36 protein-coding genes and 1 pseudogene are annotated in these 20,169 nt (G+C 35.4%); 34 read left to right on the top strand and 3 right to left on the bottom strand.

From position 1 onward, the window contains the following. Nucleotides 1–779: 779 nt before the first annotated feature. The 30 genes from ACIQ2X_RS04960 to carA all read left to right on the top strand — a co-directional run bounded on the left by ACIQ2X_RS04960 (nt 780) and on the right by carA (nt 16,675). The gene (locus ACIQ2X_RS04960) at nt 780–1,097 is read left to right on the top strand and encodes a GIY-YIG nuclease family protein (protein WP_396177797.1); all 318 of its coding nucleotides are present in this window, start codon (nt 780–782) and stop codon (nt 1,095–1,097) included. A gap of 197 nt (nt 1,098–1,294) precedes the next feature. Further along, complete coding sequence (gene rplC, locus ACIQ2X_RS04955) at nt 1,295–1,912, top strand: 50S ribosomal protein L3 (RefSeq protein WP_396177796.1); 618 nt, start codon at nt 1,295–1,297, stop codon at nt 1,910–1,912. Next, nucleotides 1,912–2,541, top strand: a complete 630-nt coding sequence (gene rplD / locus ACIQ2X_RS04950; protein WP_396177795.1) for a 50S ribosomal protein L4 — start codon at nt 1,912–1,914, stop codon at nt 2,539–2,541. The genes rplC and rplD overlap by 1 nt, the downstream gene beginning before the upstream one ends. Nucleotides 2,542–2,548: 7 nt before the next feature. Then, on the top strand, nt 2,549–2,839 hold the full coding sequence (gene rplW, locus ACIQ2X_RS04945) for a 50S ribosomal protein L23 (protein WP_396177794.1): 291 nt from the start codon (nt 2,549–2,551) through the stop codon (nt 2,837–2,839). 6 nt (nt 2,840–2,845) lie between these two features. Further along, nucleotides 2,846–3,670 carry a 50S ribosomal protein L2 gene (gene rplB, locus ACIQ2X_RS04940; protein WP_396177793.1) on the top strand — a complete coding sequence of 275 codons (825 nt, stop codon included), beginning with the start codon at nt 2,846–2,848 and terminating at the stop codon, nt 3,668–3,670. A 6-nt stretch (nt 3,671–3,676) separates the two neighbouring features. After that, a complete protein-coding gene (gene rpsS / locus ACIQ2X_RS04935; RefSeq protein ID WP_026978411.1) occupies nt 3,677–3,955 on the top strand; it encodes a 30S ribosomal protein S19 in 279 nt (92 codons plus the stop codon). A gap of 8 nt (nt 3,956–3,963) precedes the next feature. Continuing rightward, nucleotides 3,964–4,374 (top strand): 50S ribosomal protein L22, encoded by a 411-nt coding sequence (rplV, locus tag ACIQ2X_RS04930; protein ID WP_026978410.1) that lies wholly within the window; start codon nt 3,964–3,966, stop codon nt 4,372–4,374. Nucleotides 4,375–4,379: 5 nt separating this feature from the next. Beyond that, nucleotides 4,380–5,144, top strand: coding sequence for a 30S ribosomal protein S3 (gene rpsC / locus ACIQ2X_RS04925; RefSeq protein WP_396177792.1), 765 nt, complete (start codon nt 4,380–4,382; stop codon nt 5,142–5,144). Nucleotides 5,145–5,163: 19 nt separating this feature from the next. Then, nucleotides 5,164–5,589: a 50S ribosomal protein L16 gene (gene rplP / locus ACIQ2X_RS04920; RefSeq protein ID WP_396177791.1), complete on the top strand. Its 426-nt coding sequence runs from the start codon at nt 5,164–5,166 to the stop codon at nt 5,587–5,589. An 11-nt stretch (nt 5,590–5,600) separates the two neighbouring features. Further along, entirely contained in the window at nt 5,601–5,792 is a 192-nt protein-coding gene (gene rpmC / locus ACIQ2X_RS04915; protein ID WP_396177790.1) for a 50S ribosomal protein L29, read from the top strand. Between the two features lie 17 nt (nt 5,793–5,809). Then, the gene (gene rpsQ, locus ACIQ2X_RS04910) at nt 5,810–6,070 is read left to right on the top strand and encodes a 30S ribosomal protein S17 (protein ID WP_396177789.1); all 261 of its coding nucleotides are present in this window, start codon (nt 5,810–5,812) and stop codon (nt 6,068–6,070) included. 2 nt (nt 6,071–6,072) lie between these two features. After that, complete coding sequence (gene rplN, locus ACIQ2X_RS04905) at nt 6,073–6,441, top strand: 50S ribosomal protein L14 (protein WP_026717863.1); 369 nt, start codon at nt 6,073–6,075, stop codon at nt 6,439–6,441. Nucleotides 6,442–6,453: 12 nt separating this feature from the next. Then, nucleotides 6,454–6,768, top strand: a complete 315-nt coding sequence (gene rplX, locus ACIQ2X_RS04900) for a 50S ribosomal protein L24 (protein WP_396177787.1) — start codon at nt 6,454–6,456, stop codon at nt 6,766–6,768. A gap of 2 nt (nt 6,769–6,770) precedes the next feature. Then, nucleotides 6,771–7,322: a 50S ribosomal protein L5 gene (gene rplE / locus ACIQ2X_RS04895; RefSeq protein WP_396177786.1), complete on the top strand. Its 552-nt coding sequence runs from the start codon at nt 6,771–6,773 to the stop codon at nt 7,320–7,322. Between the two features lie 3 nt (nt 7,323–7,325). Next, nucleotides 7,326–7,595, top strand: a complete 270-nt coding sequence (gene rpsN, locus ACIQ2X_RS04890) for a 30S ribosomal protein S14 (RefSeq protein ID WP_026706250.1) — start codon at nt 7,326–7,328, stop codon at nt 7,593–7,595. A 158-nt stretch (nt 7,596–7,753) separates the two neighbouring features. Next, nucleotides 7,754–8,152 (top strand): 30S ribosomal protein S8, encoded by a 399-nt coding sequence (gene rpsH / locus ACIQ2X_RS04885; protein WP_026978401.1) that lies wholly within the window; start codon nt 7,754–7,756, stop codon nt 8,150–8,152. A gap of 12 nt (nt 8,153–8,164) precedes the next feature. Continuing rightward, on the top strand, nt 8,165–8,707 hold the full coding sequence (gene rplF / locus ACIQ2X_RS04880; RefSeq protein ID WP_396177785.1) for a 50S ribosomal protein L6: 543 nt from the start codon (nt 8,165–8,167) through the stop codon (nt 8,705–8,707). 11 nt (nt 8,708–8,718) lie between these two features. Then, the gene (gene rplR, locus ACIQ2X_RS04875) at nt 8,719–9,069 is read left to right on the top strand and encodes a 50S ribosomal protein L18 (RefSeq protein ID WP_396177784.1); all 351 of its coding nucleotides are present in this window, start codon (nt 8,719–8,721) and stop codon (nt 9,067–9,069) included. 6 nt (nt 9,070–9,075) lie between these two features. Beyond that, a complete protein-coding gene (gene rpsE / locus ACIQ2X_RS04870; protein WP_396177783.1) occupies nt 9,076–9,597 on the top strand; it encodes a 30S ribosomal protein S5 in 522 nt (173 codons plus the stop codon). Nucleotides 9,598–9,609: 12 nt separating this feature from the next. After that, nucleotides 9,610–9,792, top strand: coding sequence for a 50S ribosomal protein L30 (gene rpmD / locus ACIQ2X_RS04865; RefSeq protein WP_396177782.1), 183 nt, complete (start codon nt 9,610–9,612; stop codon nt 9,790–9,792). A 12-nt stretch (nt 9,793–9,804) separates the two neighbouring features. After that, entirely contained in the window at nt 9,805–10,257 is a 453-nt protein-coding gene (rplO, locus tag ACIQ2X_RS04860; protein ID WP_396177781.1) for a 50S ribosomal protein L15, read from the top strand. A 13-nt stretch (nt 10,258–10,270) separates the two neighbouring features. Beyond that, complete coding sequence (gene secY / locus ACIQ2X_RS04855; protein WP_396177780.1) at nt 10,271–11,620, top strand: preprotein translocase subunit SecY; 1,350 nt, start codon at nt 10,271–10,273, stop codon at nt 11,618–11,620. 4 nt (nt 11,621–11,624) lie between these two features. Further along, nucleotides 11,625–11,840, top strand: a complete 216-nt coding sequence (gene infA / locus ACIQ2X_RS04850; RefSeq protein WP_007136545.1) for a translation initiation factor IF-1 — start codon at nt 11,625–11,627, stop codon at nt 11,838–11,840. A gap of 5 nt (nt 11,841–11,845) precedes the next feature. Further along, nucleotides 11,846–11,962 carry a type B 50S ribosomal protein L36 gene (ykgO, locus tag ACIQ2X_RS04845; protein ID WP_073370549.1) on the top strand — a complete coding sequence of 39 codons (117 nt, stop codon included), beginning with the start codon at nt 11,846–11,848 and terminating at the stop codon, nt 11,960–11,962. 2 nt (nt 11,963–11,964) lie between these two features. Next, entirely contained in the window at nt 11,965–12,339 is a 375-nt protein-coding gene (gene rpsM, locus ACIQ2X_RS04840) for a 30S ribosomal protein S13 (RefSeq protein WP_396177779.1), read from the top strand. Between the two features lie 8 nt (nt 12,340–12,347). Continuing rightward, the gene (gene rpsK / locus ACIQ2X_RS04835) at nt 12,348–12,731 is read left to right on the top strand and encodes a 30S ribosomal protein S11 (RefSeq protein WP_396177778.1); all 384 of its coding nucleotides are present in this window, start codon (nt 12,348–12,350) and stop codon (nt 12,729–12,731) included. 137 nt (nt 12,732–12,868) lie between these two features. Further along, entirely contained in the window at nt 12,869–13,474 is a 606-nt protein-coding gene (gene rpsD, locus ACIQ2X_RS04830) for a 30S ribosomal protein S4 (protein WP_396177776.1), read from the top strand. Nucleotides 13,475–13,494: 20 nt separating this feature from the next. Next, nucleotides 13,495–14,487 carry a DNA-directed RNA polymerase subunit alpha gene (locus tag ACIQ2X_RS04825; RefSeq protein WP_396177775.1) on the top strand — a complete coding sequence of 331 codons (993 nt, stop codon included), beginning with the start codon at nt 13,495–13,497 and terminating at the stop codon, nt 14,485–14,487. Nucleotides 14,488–14,549: 62 nt separating this feature from the next. Further along, nucleotides 14,550–15,056 (top strand): 50S ribosomal protein L17, encoded by a 507-nt coding sequence (gene rplQ / locus ACIQ2X_RS04820; protein WP_396177774.1) that lies wholly within the window; start codon nt 14,550–14,552, stop codon nt 15,054–15,056. A gap of 509 nt (nt 15,057–15,565) precedes the next feature. Continuing rightward, on the top strand, nt 15,566–16,675 hold the full coding sequence (gene carA, locus ACIQ2X_RS04815; protein ID WP_396177773.1) for a glutamine-hydrolyzing carbamoyl-phosphate synthase small subunit: 1,110 nt from the start codon (nt 15,566–15,568) through the stop codon (nt 16,673–16,675). A gap of 368 nt (nt 16,676–17,043) precedes the next feature. On the opposite strand, the gene ACIQ2X_RS04810 is transcribed toward carA, so the two are convergent. Further along, nucleotides 17,044–17,337, bottom strand: coding sequence for a type II toxin-antitoxin system RelE/ParE family toxin (locus tag ACIQ2X_RS04810; RefSeq protein WP_396177772.1), 294 nt, complete (start codon nt 17,335–17,337; stop codon nt 17,044–17,046). Beyond that, the gene (locus ACIQ2X_RS04805) at nt 17,330–17,578 is read right to left on the bottom strand and encodes a type II toxin-antitoxin system ParD family antitoxin (protein ID WP_396177771.1); all 249 of its coding nucleotides are present in this window, start codon (nt 17,576–17,578) and stop codon (nt 17,330–17,332) included. Before ACIQ2X_RS04805 ends, ACIQ2X_RS04810 begins: the two co-directional genes overlap by 8 nt. 83 nt (nt 17,579–17,661) lie before the next feature. On the opposite strand from ACIQ2X_RS04805, the pseudogene ACIQ2X_RS04800 reads away from it, so the two are divergent. After that, nucleotides 17,662–17,892: pseudogene (locus ACIQ2X_RS04800) on the top strand (carbamoyl phosphate synthase small subunit); the annotation flags it as partial. A gap of 49 nt (nt 17,893–17,941) precedes the next feature. Here ACIQ2X_RS04800 and ACIQ2X_RS04795 read toward each other — a convergent pair. Beyond that, nucleotides 17,942–18,322 carry a helix-turn-helix domain-containing protein gene (locus ACIQ2X_RS04795; RefSeq protein ID WP_396177769.1) on the bottom strand — a complete coding sequence of 127 codons (381 nt, stop codon included), beginning with the start codon at nt 18,320–18,322 and terminating at the stop codon, nt 17,942–17,944. A 209-nt stretch (nt 18,323–18,531) separates the two neighbouring features. On the opposite strand from ACIQ2X_RS04795, the gene gwsG reads away from it, so the two are divergent. From gwsG to ACIQ2X_RS04780, 3 genes are all read left to right on the top strand, one after another. Continuing rightward, the gene (gwsG, locus tag ACIQ2X_RS04790) at nt 18,532–19,518 is read left to right on the top strand and encodes a grasp-with-spasm system ATP-grasp peptide maturase (RefSeq protein WP_396177768.1); all 987 of its coding nucleotides are present in this window, start codon (nt 18,532–18,534) and stop codon (nt 19,516–19,518) included. Between the two features lie 2 nt (nt 19,519–19,520). Continuing rightward, a complete protein-coding gene (locus ACIQ2X_RS04785; protein WP_396177767.1) occupies nt 19,521–19,715 on the top strand; it encodes a hypothetical protein in 195 nt (64 codons plus the stop codon). Continuing rightward, the coding region (locus ACIQ2X_RS04780) for a hypothetical protein (protein WP_396177766.1) at nt 19,702–20,169 on the top strand (468 nt) is incomplete at its 3' end. The genes ACIQ2X_RS04785 and ACIQ2X_RS04780, both read left to right, overlap by 14 nt.

Below are 20,169 nucleotides of genomic sequence, written 5' to 3'. Positions count from 1 at the left end.
AAAGTTTACAGAAAACTTGTTTAATCCTTTACCACAATAACCTAAGTAGTAATTTGTCACTCCGTCAGGAGTCTATTATTCCAATTTTCACTAGTAATGTCAATGTCAATTTCAATTACAAAATTCAACCCTAACATCTTCACTACTATTTGTCACTCCGTCAGGAGTCTATTATTCCCATTTTCTACAACACTCTCAAGCATCATTTAGATTTCTGCGAAATGACAAAAAAACGTGAAGACGATAGTACGTAATGTTCATAAAACAATTGCAAAATTCAACCCTAACATCTTCACTACTATTTGTCACTCCGTCAGGAGTCTATTATTCCAATTTTCCACAACACTCTCAAGCATCATTTAGATTTCTGCAAAATGACAAATAAACGTGAAGATGATAGTATGAAAAGTTTACAGAAAACTTGTTGAATCCTTTACCACAACAACCTAAGTAGTAATTTGTCACTCCGTCAGGAGTCTATTATTCCAATTTTCTACAACACTTTCAAGCATCATTTAGATTTCTGCTAAATGACAAATAAACGTGAAGACAATAGTATGAAAAGTTTACAGAAAACTTGTTGAATCCTTTACCACAACAACCTAAGTAGTAATTTGTCACTCCGTCAGGAGTCTACTACTCCAACAATTAATTTACAATTTAGATTTCTGCGATATGACAAATAAACGCGGATGATACTATGAAAGGTTTATTGTGAGGTGCTTAATTAACCAAAAAAACTAAAAATTCTCCTATCTTCGTATATAAAACGATTCATTATGTACGAGCAAACAGAAGGTATTTATACCTATTATGTGTATATTTTAACGAATATTAAAAAGACTGTTTTATATATTGGTGTAACTAATAATTTAGGACGCAGATTAGCGGAGCATCAATCCAACTCAAACCCAAAAAGTTTTACAGCTCAGTACAATGTTTACTATTTGGTTTACTATGAAAAGTTTACTTGGATACAGTTGGCTATTCAAAGGGAGAAAGAACTTAAAAAGTTTTCGAGAGCAAGAAAAGAGGAGCTCATTAAAGAATTCAATCCTGAATTAAAGTTTTTTAACCATTATTTTCAATCGAAATAGTATATTCCTTCTTTCAAATCCCAATTCCATCTTCCATCTTCCATCCCAAATTCCCCATTCAAAAATAAATTACAATTCTAATATATTAATTTAGTTGTAATTAAAAAATTATTTCTATATTTGCACCCTCAAAATGGATAGTGTGCAAATACTATTCAGGCGATAAACAAAAATTTTTAATAATTAATTAATTTACTATGTCTGGGTTAATCGGAAGAAAAATTGGCATGACGAGCATCTTTGACGAGAACGGGAAAAACATTCCTTGTACCGTTATTGAGGCTGGGCCATGTGTAGTTACCCAAGTCAGAACCAAAGGTGTTGACGGGTATGAAGCGTTGCAACTTGGTTTCGATGACAAAAAAGAGAAGCATTCCACTAAAGCGGCTACTGGTCACTTTAAAAAAGCGGGAACTGTTGCTAAGAAAAAAGTCGTTGAATTCAAGTACTTCGAAAATGAACACAAATTAGGTGAGGTAATCACTGTTGACCTGTTTCAGGAAGGCGAATTTGTAGATGTACAAGGTGTATCAAAAGGTAAAGGTTTCCAAGGTGTTGTTAAACGTCACGGTTTTGGTGGTGTTGGACAAGCAACACATGGTCAGCACAACCGTTTGAGAGCGCCAGGATCGGTAGGAGCGTCCTCTTATCCTTCTAGAGTATTCAAAGGAATGCGAATGGCAGGAAGAATGGGAACTGATAATGTAACGGTTCAAAACTTGAAAGTTTTGAAAGTGGTTGCAGATAAGAACCTACTTTTAATTAAAGGATGTGTTCCAGGACACAATAACTCTTATGTAATCATTCAGAAGTAATGGAAGTAAAAGTTTTAAATATCACAGGAAAAGAAACTGGCAGAACGATTACGCTTTCTGATTCAGTATTCGCAATTGAGCCAAATAATCACGCAGTATACTTAGATGTTAAGCAATATCTTGCTAACCAACGTCAAGGAACGCACAAGGCTAAGGAAAGAGCTGAAGTGACAGGAAGTACACGTAAGATTAAAAAGCAAAAAGGAACAGGTACAGCTAGAGCTGGTAGTATTAAAAACCCTTTGTTTAAAGGTGGAGGTACCGTTTTTGGTCCACGTCCAAGAAGTTATTCATTCAAATTGAATAAACAATTGAAGCGTTTGGCTCGTAAATCGGCTTTCTCAATCAAAGCAAAAGAATCAAATATTATCGTTTTAGAAGATTTTAATTTTGAAACTCCAAACACTAAAAATTTCATTAACGTTTTGAAAGCTTTAGGGTTAGAGAATAAAAAATCTTTATTTGTATTGGGTGATTCAAATAAAAATGTATATTTGTCCTCACGCAATTTAAAATCCTCTAGCGTTGTAAGTAACTCAGAATTAAGCACTTACGCTATATTAAATGCAAATAACCTTGTTTTGTTAGAAGGTTCGCTAGAAGGAATTGAAGATAATCTAAGTAAATAATAGGAATATGAGCATCATAAAGAAGCCTATAGTAACTGAAAAAGTAACCAAAGAAAGTGAAGTTTCTAACCGTTTCGGTTTCGTTGTAGATAAGAAAGCCAACAAAGTACAAATAAAGAAAGCGGTGGAAGCTGCTTACGGAGTATCTGTTGTGTCGGTTAATACAATGAACGTACGTCCAGATAGAACTACTAAATACACAAAAAGTGGTTTGATCAGCGGAAAAACCAATGCTTACAAAAAAGCAATGGTACAAGTAAAAGAAGGAGAAACAATAGATTTTTACAACAATATCTAAGATAAAATGTCAGTAAGAAAATTAAAACCTATTACCCCGGGTCAGCGATTTAGAGTTGTGAATGGTTTTGACGCCATTACAACTGATAAGCCGGAACGCTCATTGATAGCGCCGATAAAAAACTCAGGAGGTAGAAATAGTCAAGGAAAAATGACCATGCGTTATACAGGCGGTGGTCACAAACAAAGATATCGTATCATTGATTTCAAAAGAACTAAAGTTGGAATTCCAGCTACAGTGAAATCAATTGAATATGATCCAAATCGAACAGCTTTTATTGCTTTATTAGCTTATGCTGATGGTGAAAAAACCTATATTATCGCGCAAAATGGTTTGCAAGTAGGTCAGAAATTAGTTTCTGGCGTAGATGCTTCTCCAGAAATCGGTAATACACTTCCACTTAGCAAAATTCCACTTGGAACTGTAATTTCATGTATTGAATTACGTCCAGGTCAAGGAGCAACCATTGCTCGTTCAGCAGGAACTTTTGCTCAATTAATGGCAAGAGATGGAAAATATGCTACAATTAAAATGCCATCAGGAGAAACAAGATTGATCTTGCTTACTTGTTCGGCTACTATTGGAGCAGTTTCTAACTCTGATCATCAATTGCTTGTATCTGGTAAAGCCGGTAGAACAAGATGGTTAGGTAGACGACCTAGAACAAGACCAGTAGCTATGAACCCTGTCGATCACCCAATGGGTGGTGGTGAAGGACGTTCATCAGGAGGACACCCACGTTCAAGAAACGGTATTCCTGCTAAAGGTTATAGAACGCGTTCTAAGAAAAACCCGAGTAACAAATATATTGTAGAACGTAGAAAGAAATAATAAGATATGGCACGTTCATTAAAAAAAGGACCTTTTGTACACTACAAGTTAGATAAGAAAGTTCAAGAAAATGTTGAAAACGGTAACAAAGGAGTAGTAAAGACTTGGTCTAGAGCTTCTATGATTACTCCAGATTTTGTTGGACAAACTATCGCTGTTCACAACGGTCGTCAGTTCGTACCTGTTTACGTAACAGAAAATATGGTAGGACACAAATTAGGAGAATTTTCACCAACTAGATCGTTTAGAGGTCACGCTGGAGCAAAAAATAAAGGTAAAAAATAAAAGAAGCAATGGGAGTTCGTAAAAGAGAAACAGCAGATGCGAGAAAAGAGGCTAATAAGTCTATTGCTTTCGCGAAATTGAATAACTGCCCTACTTCACCTAGAAAAATGCGCTTAGTTGCGGACTTGGTTAGAGGTCAGAAGGTAGAAAGAGCACTTAATATTTTAAGATTTAGTTCAAAAGAAGCTTCAAGAAAACTTGAGAAATTATTATTGTCTGCAATCAATAACTGGGAACAGAAAAATGCAGAGGGTGATGTAGCTGAAGCTGGATTAATCGTAAAAGAAATCCGTGTAGACGGTGGAATGATGTTGAAAAGACTTCGTCCAGCACCACAAGGAAGAGCACACAGAATTAGAAAACGTTCAAATCACGTAACAATCGTGTTGGGACAATTAGATAACACACAAGCAAATTAATTAAGATGGGACAAAAGACAAATCCAATTGGAAACAGACTTGGGATCATCAGAGGATGGGATTCAAACTGGTATGGTGGAAATGACTACGGTGATAAATTAGCCGAAGATTATAAAATCAGAAAGTACATCCATGCTCGTTTATCAAAAGCTAGTGTATCAAAAGTAATTATCGAGAGAACTTTAAAACTTGTAACCGTTACTATCACTACTGCTAGACCTGGTATCATTATCGGAAAAGGCGGACAAGAGGTAGACAAGTTGAAAGAAGAACTTAAGAAAGTTACTGACAAAGAGGTTCAAATCAACATCTTTGAAATCAAAAGACCTGAGTTAGATGCTTATCTAGTTGCGACTAGCATCGCTCGTCAAATCGAAAGCCGTATTTCTTACAGACGTGCAATCAAAATGGCTATTGCTGCTTCAATGCGTATGAACGCTGAGGGTATCAAAGTTTTGATTTCTGGTCGTTTGAATGGTGCTGAGATGGCACGTTCTGAAGGTTTCAAAGAAGGAAGAATTCCTCTATCAACTTTCAGAGCTGATATCGATTATGCTCTTGCTGAAGCACATACTACCTACGGTAGAATGGGTATTAAAGTATGGATCATGAAAGGTGAGGTGTACGGAAAAAGAGATTTATCTCCTTTATTAGGAATGGATAAAAAACAATCCGGTACTGGTACTGGTGGCGGTAAAGGTGGTGATTCCAGAGGTGGAAAACCTAACTTTAACCGAGGCGGTAAACCAGATGCTCGTAAAAGAAAGTAATTTTATAAATTAAAGAAAAATGTTACAGCCTAAAAGAACAAAATACCGTAAGGTACAAAAAGGTAAAATGAAAGGGAACTCGAATAGAGGTCATGAACTTTCAAATGGAATGTTTGGTATTAAATCTGTACATGAAGATGGAATGTTCTTAACTTCTCGTCAAATCGAAGCTGCACGTATTGCTGCAACTCGTTTTATGAAAAGAGAGGGACAATTATGGATCAAAATATTTCCAGACAAACCAATCACAAAGAAACCTTTAGAGGTACGTATGGGTAAAGGAAAAGGAGCCGTAGAATATTGGGCTGCTGTTGTTAAACCAGGAAGAATTATGTTTGAAGTTGGAGGAGTTCCTTTGTCTGTAGCTAAAGAAGCTTTGCGTCTTGCTGCCCAAAAGCTTCCAGTAAAAACAAAATTTGTCATCGCTAGAGATTTCGAAGCATAATCAATATCATTATGAAACAATCAGAAATAAAAAATCTTTCGGTAACGGAATTACAGGAACAGCTAAACCAATCTAAAAAAGCGTACGCTGATTTAAAAATGGCTCACGCTATTTCTCCAATTGAAAATCCACTTCAAATTAGAGGTGCAAGACGTACTGTTGCTAGAATTGCAACTGAACTAACTAAAAGAGAATTACAATAACTGTAGTCTGCTGAAAGATGGAAGAAAAAAGAAATTTAAGAAAAGAAAGAGTTGGTGTTGTTACTTCTAATAAAATGGACAAGTCTATTGTTATTGCTGAAGTAAGAAAAGTAAAACACCCTTTATACGGTAAGTTCGTGTTGAAAACTAAAAAGTATCACGCACACGACGAAACAAACGACTGTAATATTGGAGATACCGTACGGATTAGCGAAACGCGTCCGTTGAGTAAAACTAAATGTTGGAGGTTAGTTGAAATCATTGAAAGAGCTAAATAATTATGGTACAACAAGAATCAAGACTAAAAGTAGCAGATAACACAGGAGCTAAAGAAGTTTTAACTATCCGTGTTTTAGGAGGTACCAAAAGAAGGTATGCCTCTGTTGGAGACAAGATTGTAGTATCTATTAAAGACACAGCACCTAACGGAAGCGTTAAAAAAGGAGCTGTTTCTACTGCAGTAGTGGTACGTACCAAAAAAGAAGTAAGAAGAGCCGATGGTTCTTACATCCGATTTGACGACAATGCTTGTGTTCTTTTGAATGCAGCAGGTGAGATGAGAGGAACTCGAGTTTTTGGTCCAGTAGCAAGAGAACTTCGTGAAAAACAATTCATGAAAATTGTATCATTAGCACCAGAAGTGCTTTAATTAGTTTATAAGATGATAAAGCTAAAAATAAAATCAGGAGATACGGTTAGAGTGATTGCTGGAGACCATAAAGGTGCTGAAGGTAAAATTGTAAAAGTAGATCGTGAGAAGAACAAAGCGATTGTTGAAGGTGTGAACATGGTGAGTAAACATACAAAACCAAGTGCAAAAAGCCCTCAAGGTGGAATCGTTAAGAAGGAAGCTCCAATTCAAATTTCTAACATCGCTTTAGTGGATCCAAAAACTAAAGAAACAACGAAAGTAGGGATGCGAATGGAAGGAGATAAGAAAGTAAGATTTTCAAAAAAATCTAATCAAGTACTATAGTAATGGCATATACACCTAGACTAAAAGAAGAATATAACAGTAGAGTTATCTCTGCTCTTAAGGAAGAATTCGGTTACAAAAACGTAATGCAAGTTCCTAAATTGGAAAAAATCGTTTTAAGTAAAGGAGTTGGAGCGGCTGTATCAGACAAGAAATTGATTGATTATGCTGTAGATGAATTGACAAAAATTACAGGTCAAAAAGCAGTTTCTACGATTTCAAAGAAAGACGTTGCGTCCTTCAAATTGAGAAAAGGAATGCCAATTGGAGCAAAAGTTACTTTGCGTGGAGAAAGAATGTATGAGTTTTTAGATAGACTTGTAACTTCAGCTTTGCCACGTGTACGTGATTTCAGCGGTATTAAAGCTACTGGATTTGACGGAAGGGGTAATTATAATCTTGGAGTTTTAGAGCAAATCATTTTCCCTGAAATTGATATTGACAAAGTAAACAAAATTACAGGAATGGATATTACCTTCGTTACTTCTGCAGCAACAGATAAAGAAGCTAAATCATTGTTAACTGAATTAGGATTACCTTTTAAAAAGAATTAAGACATGGCTAAAGAATCAATGAAAGCCCGTGAGGTGAAAAGAGAAAAAACGGTTGCAAAGTATGCTGAGAAAAGAAAAGCTTTGAAAGAAGCTGGAGATTTTGAAGGATTACAGAAGTTGCCGAAAAATGCTTCACCAGTTCGTATGCACAATCGTTGCAAATTAACAGGTAGACCAAGAGGGTATATGCGTCAGTTTGGTATTTCACGTGTAACATTCCGTGAAATGGCAAATAACGGTTTAATCCCAGGTGTGAAAAAAGCCAGTTGGTAAATTTTCAATTACCATTTTGATATATCAACAGATAGTTGTAAGTTTGCCGGCTTTTAGTCACGAACTCACAACTGTCTGTTCGTTATAAAATAGAGTTTTAATGGTTTCAGGTTCTTCTGGAAGGTCCGTAAGAATACCAAAACCGCAATTTAATACATATGTATACAGATCCTATTGCGGATTATTTGACAAGAGTAAGAAACGCTGTGGCTGCAAACCACAAAGTCGTTGAAATACCTGCATCTAATCTAAAAAAAGAGATTACCAAGATCTTATTTGATCAAGGTTATATCTTAAGTTACAAATTTGAAGATAATGCCGTTCAAGGTAGTATCAAAATCGCTTTGAAGTACGATAAAGAGACTAAAGAGCCGGTTATCAAGGACATCCAAAGAATTAGTAAACCAGGTTTACGTAAGTATGCAGGTGCTTCCAAATTGCCAAGAATCCTTAATGGTCTTGGTATTGCAATTGTTTCTACATCAAAAGGTTTGATGACTGGAAAACAGGCTAAACAATTAAATATTGGTGGCGAAGTAATTTGTTACGTATACTAAAAAACTAAAGAGATGTCAAGAATAGGAAAAAATCCCGTTGTAATCCCTGCTGGAGTAACTGTCGAAGTTGCTTATGGTGTGATTACTGTAAAAGGAAAATTAGGACAACTTACACAAGAATTTTCAGATGTAACTGTGAAAGTTGAAGAAGGGCAAGTAATCGTGGAACGGTCATCTGATCATAAAGACCATAGAGCAAAGCACGGATTGTACAGATCATTGGTAAACAATATGATTATTGGTGTGTCTGAAGGTTTTACTAAATCATTAGAATTAGTAGGTGTAGGTTATAGAGCATCTAATCAAGGTCAAAAACTTGATTTGGCTTTAGGATTTTCACATAATATTATTTTAGAAGTAGCTCCAGAAGTTACACTAGAAACTATTTCTGAAAAAGGTAAAAACCCGATTGTAAAGTTAACCTCTTTTGATAAACAATTATTAGGAGCGATTGCTGCAAAAATTAGAGGTTTCCGTAAGCCAGAGCCGTACAAAGGTAAAGGTGTGAAATTCGTAGGTGAAGTATTAAGAAGAAAAGCAGGTAAATCAGCTTAAAAAATAAAAGTATGTCATTAACAAAATCTGATAGAAGACAGAGAATTAAATTCAGAATTAGAAAGATTGTTAGCGGAACTGCTGCTAGACCAAGACTTTCTGTATTCAGAAGTAACAAAGAAATTTACGCGCAATTAGTTGACGACGTGAATGGAGTAACTTTGTTAGCTGCATCTTCAAGAGAAAAAGGAGTAAATAAAGGTACAAACGTTGAAGTAGCTTCAGCTGTTGGAAAACTTATTGCCGAGAAAGCTGTTGCAGCTGGTATCGATACAGTAACTTTCGATAGAGGTGGTTATTTATACCACGGACGTATCCAATCATTAGCAGAAGGCGCTAGATCCGCTGGACTTAAATTCTAATATAGTATGTCTAATTATAAAAACGTAGAATTGGTAAAACCTAGCGGACTTGAATTAAAGGATCGTTTGGTGAGTGTGAATCGTGTTACTAAAGTTACAAAAGGTGGTAGAGCTTTCGGTTTTTCTGCGATTGTAGTGGTAGGTGATGAAAATGGAGTAGTAGGTCATGGTTTAGGTAAATCTAAAGATGTTTCTGAAGCAATTGCGAAAGCAGTAGAAGATGCTAAGAAAAATCTTGTTAGAATTCCTCTAAACGGACATTCAGTTCCTCACGAACAAAAAGGTAAATTTAGTGGAGCGCGTGTATTCTTAATTCCTGCCTCTCATGGTACAGGAGTTATCGCTGGTGGATCTGTTCGTGCAGTTCTAGAATCAGTAGGTGTTCATGACGTATTGTCTAAATCTCAAGGATCATCAAATCCTCATAACGTAGTGAAAGCAACTTTTGATGCTTTGTTACAAATGAGAAGTGCTCATACTGTTGCAAAACAAAGAGGCGTTTCTTTAGAAAAAGTTTTTAAAGGTTAATTCAAGGAAATTATGGCGAAGTTATTAGTAAAACAAGTTCGAAGTCAAATCAATTGTCCACTTACTCAAAAAAGAGGATTAGCGGCTTTAGGACTTCGTAAAATGGGACAAGTTGTAGAGCACGAGTCAAATCCTGCTATCCTTGGGATGATAAATAAAGTTAAACACTTGGTTTCCGTAGAGGAAGCCAAATAACACATTATAGTTATGAATTTAAGTAACTTACAACCAGCGGAAGGTTCAACACACAATCAAAATAAAAGATTAGGTAGAGGAGAAGGTTCTGGAAAAGGTGGTACTTCAGCAAGAGGTCACAAAGGAGCAAAATCTCGTTCTGGTTATTCTAAAAAGATTGGTTTTGAAGGGGGTCAAATGCCACTTCAAAGACGTGTACCTAAGTTTGGTTTTACAAACATCAATCGTAAAGAATACGAAGGTGTAAATCTTGATACACTTCAATTATTGGTAGATAACGGCGTGATTACAGATACAGTAGATATGTCTGTTTTTGTTTCAAATCGTTTGGCAACTAAAAACGAAATTGTTAAGATTTTAGGAAGAGGAGAATTAAAAGCTAAATTAAAAGTAACAGCGCATAAATTTACTGCTACTGCAAAAGCGGCTATCGAAGCTGCAGGTGGTGAAGCTGTAACATTATAATTTTTTTAGCAATATGAAGAAATTTTTAGAATCATTTAGCAACGTTTGGAAAATCGAAGAACTGAAAAACAGAATCCTGATTACATTAGGTTTGTTAGTAGTTTATAGATTTGGAGCACATGTAACTCTTCCAGGTGTTGATGCAACACAGTTAGCCAACTTGTCTGGGCAAACAGAAAACGGAATTGGATCAATTCTAGATATGTTTACCGGTGGAGCGTTTTCAAAAGCATCAGTATTTGCATTGGGTATCATGCCTTATATTTCTGCTTCTATTGTGGTGCAGTTAATGGGAATAGCAGTTCCTTATTTGCAAAAATTACAAAAAGACGGCGAAAGTGGAAGAACTAAAATAAATCAAATTACACGTTGGTTGACCATTGCTATTACATTAGTACAAGCGCCTGGTTATATCTACAATTTGTACAGAACGATTCCAAATGCAATCATTGCTTCGTCAAACCCTGAATTGATTTCACAATTTTCATTCTTATTTTCTTCTGTGGCAATTTTAGTTACAGGTACCATATTTGCAATGTGGTTGGGTGAAAAAATTACAGACAAAGGTATCGGAAACGGTATTTCTCTATTGATTATGGTAGGTATTATTGCTCGTTTGCCACAAGCATTCATTCAAGAGTTTACTTCTACCATTACAAACAACAATGGTGGACCAATGTTATTGGTTTTGGAAGTGATCATTTGGTTATTGGTAATTATAGCTTGTATACTATTAGTGATGGCCGTGAGAAAAATCCCAGTACAATACGCTAGACGTACCGTTTCAGGTGAGTTTGAACAAGATGGAAATCGTCAGTGGATTCCATTAAAGTTAAATGCTTCTGGAGTAATGCCAATCATTTTTGCGCAAGCAATTATGTTTATACCAGCGGCTGTAGCAGGTTTGTCAGATTCTGATACTTCTCGCTCTATCGCAGGTGAATTCAGTAACATGTTTGGTTTGTGGTATAATATTGTGTTTGCAACTTTAATCGTTGTTTTCACGTATTTTTATACTGCAATCACAGTTCCAACTAACAAGATGGCAGACGATTTAAAACGAAGTGGTGGATTTATTCCAGGGATTCGTCCAGGTGTTGAAACTTCCGAGTTTTTAGACAAAGTGATGTCATTAATTACTTTCCCAGGTTCTTTATTTCTTGCTTTGATCGCTGTGTTCCCGGCCATTCTTGTAAGTGTTATGGATGTTCAACAATCTTGGGCAATGTTTTTTGGAGGTACTTCATTGATTATTATGGTAGGTGTCGCTATCGATACTATCCAACAAATTAATTCGTACTTATTAAACAAACATTATGACGGTTTGATGAAAAGTGGTAAAAACAGAAAAGCAGTAGCTTAATTTTATGGCTAAACAATCAGCAATAGAACAAGACGGATCCATCATCGAAGCATTATCAAATGCGATGTTCCGTGTAGAATTAGAGAATGGACATATTGTAATTGCCCATATTTCAGGAAAAATGCGAATGCATTACATTAAATTGTTACCTGGTGACAAAGTAAAACTGGAAATGAGTCCTTACGATCTGTCAAAAGCAAGAATTACTTATAGATATTAAAGGATATGAAAGTTAGAGCTTCAGTAAAAAAGAGAAGTGCCGAGTGCAAAATTGTGCGACGAAAAGGCAGATTATACGTAATCAACAAAAAGAATCCTAGATTTAAACAAAGACAAGGATAATTATGGCAAGAATAGCAGGGGTAGACATCCCGAAAAACAAAAGAGGAGTTATCGCTTTAACTTATATCTTCGGAGTAGGAAGAAGTAGAGCTATTGAGGTTTTAGAAAAAGCCCAAGTGAGCCAAGATAAAAAAGTGCAAGAGTGGAATGACGACGAAATAGGAGCAATCCGGGAAGCCGTTTCTTTCTACAAAATTGAAGGTGAACTACGTTCAGAGGTTTCATTACACATCAAACGTTTAATGGATATCGGATGTTACAGAGGAATCCGTCATAGATCTGGTCTTCCTTTAAGAGGACAAAGAACTAAAAACAATTCTAGAACTAGAAAAGGTAAAAGAAAAACTGTTGCTAACAAGAAAAAAGCAACTAAATAATAAGTAGTATGGCTAAAGCAAGCGTAAAAAAACGTAAAGTTATCATTGAATCAACAGGTGAAGCTCATATCAGTGCTACTTTTAACAACATCATCATTTCTTTGACTAACAAAAAAGGTGAAGTTATTTCTTGGTCTTCTGCAGGTAAAATGGGTTTTAGAGGTTCTAAAAAGAACACTCCATACGCAGCCCAAATGGCAGCCGAAGATTGTGGAAAAGTGGCTCTAGAAGCTGGACTGAAAAAAGTTAAAGTTTATGTAAAAGGACCAGGAAATGGACGTGAGTCTGCAATACGTTCTTTGCATAACAGTGGAATCGAAGTTACAGAAATCATTGACGTAACTCCAATGCCACACAACGGATGTCGTCCTCCTAAGAGACGTAGAGTATAATTTTATAGTTCAGTGTCCTGAATTCGTTCAGCGTCTCTGTAGCTTAAATAAATAAGTATAACACAAAGTAGAACATCGATTATCGAAGGATATGACCTGAATTCATAATCGCTACTTTAAATAATTTTTAAATAAAAATGGCAAGATATACTGGTCCAAGTACAAGAATTGCTCGTAAATTTGGCGAAGCAATTTTCGGAGACGATAAGTCTTTCGAAAGAAGAAATTACCCTCCTGGACAACACGGGCAGGCTAAGAAAAGAGGTAAGAAATCGGAATATGCGATCCAATTAATGGAAAAGCAAAAAGCGAAATACTCTTACGGAATTCTTGAAAAACAATTCCGAAATCTTTTTACAAAAGCATCTGCAGCTCGTGGAGTAACAGGTGAGGTTCTTTTGCAACTTTGTGAAGCACGTTTAGACAATGTAGTATTCCGTATGGGAATTGCTCCAACGCGTCGTGCAGCTCGTCAAATTGTATCTCATAGACACATCACTGTAAATGGTGAGTTGGTAAATATTCCATCTTACCACCTTAAACCAGGTGATGTTGTTGCAGTTCGTGAAAAATCTAAATCTTTAGAAGCTATCGCGCGCTCTTTATCTAATTCAGGTCACGTTTACGAATGGATTACATGGAATAACGATACCATGCAAGGTACTTTTGTTACTGTTCCTGCTAGATTGCAGATTCCAGAAAACATCAAAGAACAACTAATCGTCGAATTGTACAACAAATAATAATTGACTTAGTCGAAATTATGGCAATATTTAATTTTCAGAAGCCCGATAAAGTTATCATGATCGATTCAACCGATTTTGAAGGTAAGTTTGAATTCAGACCTTTAGAACCTGGTTACGGATTGACCGTTGGTAATGCACTTAGAAGAGTTCTGCTATCCGCTTTAGAAGGATACGCTATAACATCTGTAAGAATTGAAGGAGTAGACCACGAATTTTCTACTATTTCAGGTGTTGTTGAGGACGTTACAGAAATTATTCTTAACCTTAAACAAGTGCGTTTCAAACGCCAGATTGATGACGTAGATAACGAATCCGTTACTATCAATGTTTCTGGAAAAGACCAACTTACGGCAGGTGATTTCCAAAAGTTTATATCCGGTTTTCAAGTCCTTAATCCAGAATTAGTTATCTGTAATTTAGACAGTAAAGTAAACCTCAATATTGAACTTACTATCGAAAAAGGTAGAGGATACGTTCCCGCAGAGGAAAACAAAAAACAAAATGCAGCAATAGGAACAATTTTTACGGACTCCATCTTTACACCTGTGAAGAATGTAAAGTATGGAATTGAAAACTTCCGTGTAGAGCAAAAAACAGATTACGAAAAATTGGTTTTTGAAATTAAAACCGATGGTTCGATCAATCCAAAAGATGCACTTACCGAAGCAGCTAAAGTTCTTATTCACCATTTCATGTTGTTTTCCGACGAGAGAATTACACTTGAAGCAGACGAAATTGCACAAACTGAATCCTACGACGAGGAATCATTGCACATGAGACAATTGCTTAAAACCAAGCTTGTCGATATGGATCTCTCAGTTAGAGCATTGAATTGCTTGAAAGCGGCAGAAGTGGATACACTTGGAGACTTAGTTTCTTTCAACAAAAACGACTTAATGAAATTCCGTAATTTCGGTAAAAAATCTTTAACAGAACTAGACGAACTAGTGGCCGTTAAAAATTTAACTTTCGGAATGGATTTAGCAAAATACAAATTAGATAAAGAATAAATAACTTCATATTTTGCTCTCCAAAGCGGATAGTAGCAAGATGAAGTTTTAAAAAACACGTCATGAGACACGGAAAAAAATTCAACCACTTAAGCAGACAAAAAGGACATAGAGCTTCTATGCTTGCTAATATGGCTTGTTCTCTTATCGAGCACAAACGTATTAACACTACTGTTGCTAAAGCCAAAGCGCTTAAACAATTCGTAGAGCCGCTTATTACTAAATCAAAAGAAGATACAACCCACAACCGTCGTATCGTTTTCGCTTACCTTCGTAGCAAATATGCCGTAACTGACTTGTTCAGAGACGTAGCTGCAAAAGTAGGAGATCGTCCAGGTGGTTACACACGTATCATCAAAGTAGGAAACCGTTTGGGAGATAACGCTGATATGGCAATGATCGAACTAGTAGATTTCAACGAAATTTACAACGGAGGTAAAAAAGAAGAGAAAAAAGCAAAAAGCCGTCGTGGTGGAAAAGCCAAGAAAACCGAAGCCGTTGCTCAAGAAGCAAAAGAACCGGAAGCGCCATCTGCTGAAGCAACTTCTACAACTGAACCTGCTGAATAATGATATTCATTATCAAATAATAAACAAGGATAAACTTTCAATAGTTTGTCCTTTTTTTTGTTTTATGCTGAACTCGTTTTCTAATCGTTCGTCCCGACGCTTCGGGATATTTCAGCTTCTTAAAGTTCAGTGTAATATTGTCAAGCTGAATTTATTTCAGCTTCTAATTAGCTATAATTTTTTTGGAGCGAAAGGCTCGGGCATTTCCAGCTATCCATTTTCCCGCTTTCGCCTTTATCCCCGATGAAAAATCGGGGGATACCGGCTCAATCGGGGCTAGGCGGAATCTTCAAGAACTTTTTGATTCGCTTGTTTGCGAAACTTAAATTTCAATAGTACAATTTTAAATAGAATGACCTAAATTTGCAAAACTATAATATCCGGGCTCGGCTCCCCTCTCCGTTGCAGAGTCCCGATAGCTATCGGGAGGGGGTGAGGAACTACAACTACAAATGAAACGAAGCATAGCGAAGTTCCATAAGACCTTTTAAAAAAAATAACTACGACGAATGAAATATACAACACGACAAAGCGCCATCCTTTTACTAAGTGACGGAACCATTTTTCACGGAAAATCAATCGGAATTGAAGGAACAACTTTTGGCGAAGTTTGTTTCAATACCGGAATGACGGGTTACCAAGAAATTTTTACCGATCCTTCGTATTTCGGTCAAATTATGGTGGCCACTAATCCACACATCGGAAACTACGGCGTAAACGACAACGAAGTAGACTCCAATTCCATTAAAATCTCCGGGTTGGTCTGTAAAAATTTCAGTTTCAATTATTCCCGAGAAGACGCTTCTGGAAGTTTGGAAGATTATTTCAAAAAGGAAAACCTGATCTGTATCTCCGATGTAGATACCCGTGCTTTGGTAAGCTACATCCGAGACAATGGCGCGATGAATGCCGTGATTTGTACCGACGGAACACCAATCGAAGAATTGAAAGAAGCACTTGCTCAAACACCAGATATGAAAGGCTTGGAGTTGGCTTCAAAAGTTTCTACAGCAGAACCTTATTTTTGGGGAAATGAAAATGCCAAGTACAGAATTTCCGCTTTAGATTTAGGAATTAAATACAATATCCTGCGTAATTTCGACCAACGCGATTGTTACGTAAAAGTGTTTCCTTACAACGCCACTTTCGAAGAAATGGTCGAATTCAACCCAGACGGTTACTTTCTTTCCAATGGTCCTGGCGATCCGCAGCCTTTAGTTGGAGCACAAGAAATAGCCAAATCTATTTTGGAAGCCAACAAACCATTATTCGGAATTTGTCTCGGACACCAAGTCATTGCCTTGGCACACGGCATTCCAACTTACAAAATGTTCAACGGACACCGTGGCATCAACCATCCTGTAATGAATGTAATTTCAGGTAAAGGCGAAATCACTTCGCAAAATCATGGTTTTGCCGTAGAGAAAGAAGCCTTGGAAAACCATCCGGATTTCGAAATCACACACCTTCACATTAACGATGGTACGATTGCCGGAATGCGAATGAAAAACAAAAATTGCTTCTCGGTTCAATACCACCCAGAAGCAAGTCCTGGCCCACACGACGCCTCGTATCTTTTTGATGAGTTTATTGAAAGGATTCAGGAAGCTCAGAAATAATTATACAACCTGCAAAACGATCATTTGCAGGTTTTTTTTGTCATTTCTTCGCCAGCTCGAGCAGAGCTCTCGTGTAAAAATTCATTTCGGGATTGCATCTTCGCGGCTCTCCGTCACTCTGACTAAACATCTCGAAGCGTCGGGATAGCTTGACAAAGCATACGTCTGTCTATCCAGGTTTTAAATGCTATTTGTCATCCCGAATCCATTTCGGGATCTCATCTTCACTACTATTTGTCCTCCTGACGATGGACGACTCGAGCGATAGAGAACAAGCGATGTAATCTCTTTACCTAAGTAACTAATGCGATTTCTCCTATGTTGAAATGCCAAAATAAAGTGTGTTAGTGCCGAATAGTCATATTATTTTATATTCTAGATTTCATATCCATCCTTTCGTGCAATATTCTTAAAATTTCGATTTCTTTAGTTGAGATAATTCTAAAGAAAATTATGTGATGATTTGATTTGAAGCCTAATAAATCTTTTGAGACAATATTATAATGTTTTCCAAAATTTGGATTGTGGGCAATTTCTTCACAAGATTCAAGCAAATTTTGATAGTACTTATTGGCTTGTCTTTCGGACCATTGTTCATTTGTGTAATCCCAAATTTCCGCTAAATCTGCTACTGCTTTATTTGTCAAATAATATTTAGCCATTTTGCTTTTTAAGTTGTAACTGTTCCAGGTGCTTTTGTGGGTCAAAATCTTTTGCCAAACCACTTTCAATCCCTTCTTGAATTGCATTTCGTAAAGCAATAATTTTATTTTCCTCCTCTTCAAGCATTCGAAGTCCAGCTCTAATTACTTCGCTGGCATCCTGAAATCGACCTTTGGAAACACTTTTCTCAACAAAAGTTTCAAAATGATTTCCTAATGATATAGATGTGTTTTTTCCCATTTTTTAAAATATTTAAGCTAATGTACCAAAATTTGGTAATTTAAGCAAGTCATCATTGAAAATATCAGAAAATCTTTCTTTACGAAATCACTTCTCAAAACCACGGTTTTGCTGTAGAGAAAGAAGCTTTAGAAAACCATCCAGATTTCGAAATCACGCACCTTCACATTAACGACGGCACCATTGCCGGAATGCGAATGAAAAATAAAGATTGTTTTTCAGTACAGTATCATCCCGAAGCGAGCCCTGGACCTCACGATGCTTCGTATCTTTTTGATGAGTTTATCGAAAGAATTCAAGAAGCTCAGAAATAATTTTAAAAACCTGCAAGTCGATGATTTGCAGGTTTTTTTTGATGTATTTTTATTGCTTGCTCAAAAGCTTTAAAATTAACTCGTTTTGTTGGCTAAACAATTCCGTAATTTTGGTTTGATTGGTCATTATACTGTCTATTAGTTCTGGAGAAGTAGTGTTGTTTACCGTAAAATTTTGAGCAAAACCAGCATATGTATACCCTTTAAATTTAGCATGAGAGAAATTTACGTTACTTACCTCTTCCAGTAGTTTATAAACATCAGTATTATAAAACTCACACAATCTTAAAAGATTTTCAATGCTTGGTTTTGCTTTGTCAGCCTCCCAATTATTGATAGCTGTTTTTGATATTTCAAGCTCAAAAGCAAGTTTATCTAACGACATATCCTGTGCCGTACGAAGATTAAATAACTTTGTTCCTAATGTCATATTTTTGTATTTTGTTTGCTAATGTAAAGAAATAACTTTTATTGACAAAAATATCCACTTTTGTTTACCGTTATTTTTAATATTGTTGTTTTTCTTTGAAGTAATAAAATTATTCTTACGCTCTTTCGGAGAAATGCAAAGTGTACGTTGTAAATTGATAAATAGATTTAGGGATTTTTTATTTCATAAAATCTTAATTGTGAAGTATTATGCAAAACAAAATATTGATCTTATCTGAGGAAGATGATTCAACAACTGAAACCGTCATAAAGTGGATAGAATATTTTGGGTGTGATTATCTGAGATTAAATCCATCAAGTTTATTAAACTTCGAATTGCTAAAATTATTTAATAATGATGATGACGTTGAGTTTGTTTACGATAATCGAGATTATAAACTTTCAAGTTTTACTGCATATTGGTATAGAAGAGGTAATTTGAATTTTAATTATCCAATGTTCTCATTTCAAAATATTGAGGTAAATAATTCTATTCAATCAATGCTTTATAGAGAGTACACTTATATCAATAACTATATTTACGCTTATTTTGAAAAGAAGAATATAAGATCGATAGGCAGTATTTTTGATAATAAAACAAACAAAATAACAAATTTACTTAAAGCACGTTCAATTGGTTTGTTAGTGCCAGATTCAATTATTGCAACCAAGAAAAATCAAATACTTGAGTTTAAAAAAAAGCATAATAAAATACTAGTAAAACCGATTTATCAAGCTGGCTTTATTTTTGAAACTGACATAATTAAAACTGACGGACTTTCTGTTTTAATGAATGATGCAGATGTAGATAAACTAAATGATTCTATTGCACCTTCACTTATTCAGGGATATGTTGAAAAAAAATACGAGCTTAGAATTTTTTATTTGAATGGCGAATGTTTTGCATCTGCGATATTCTCACAATTAGATGAACAAACTAAAGTTGATTTTAGAAATTATAACTTTAATAAACCAAATAGGACTCCGCCTTATCAATTGCCAGCTTGTATTAGTGATAAAATAAAGAGATTAATGAATGAACTAAATATGAATAGTGGCTCTTTAGATATGATTGTAACCCCACAGAATGATTTTGTTTTTTTAGAAGTAAATCCTGTTGGTCAATTTTTTCAAGTTAGTTATCCTTGCAACTTTTATTTAGAAAAAAAAATAGCAGAATATTTATGTAATAATTAATCATGACAACAGTATTAAACGAACTACTTGAAAATAAACTATTAGAGTTGCCACTATTTGTAAGTTATACAAAAATTGTTGACAAAGCTACTACAGAAAAGAGAGTTATACTTTCTATAAAGCACAATACTACACAATATTTTGTAAAACCTTTTTACAAAATGATTCATCCAATAAACTTAAATGAAAACAGATAAAAGCAATTTCGTAAAATATTCAAACATTGGTTTAGTTAGAGGCTATAATAGAGGTATCATTTATGATTTTTTTAGAAATGACTATCATTTTGTTCCTAATTCAATGATTGATTTTATCGAACTTTATAATGGCAAAGTTTTGAATAATGAAATTAAAAGCCATTTTAAAGATTATACAGATTTTTTGACAGACAAGGAATTAATTTTTTTTTGTGAAGCAACAGAGGTTGAATGTTTTATTGACATGAGTACTGAATGGGATTACTTTTCAATAATTTCTAATGCAATTATTGAAGTTGATGATGAATTAAATGCGCATTTTGAAAAAACCATTTCATACTTATGCAAACTTGGTTGTGAAGATTTGTTAATTTTCTCTAAGACTCCATTATCTTCTGTAAGAATCCACAATTTATTCAAAAGTATGAAAGACAAATTAATTAATTCGATAAAT

Origin of the sequence: Flavobacterium sp., assembly GCF_044368625.1 — a bacterium.
GTDB lineage: Bacteria > Bacteroidota > Bacteroidia > Flavobacteriales > Flavobacteriaceae > Flavobacterium.
This window is presented reverse-complemented; position numbering and strand designations above follow the sequence as displayed.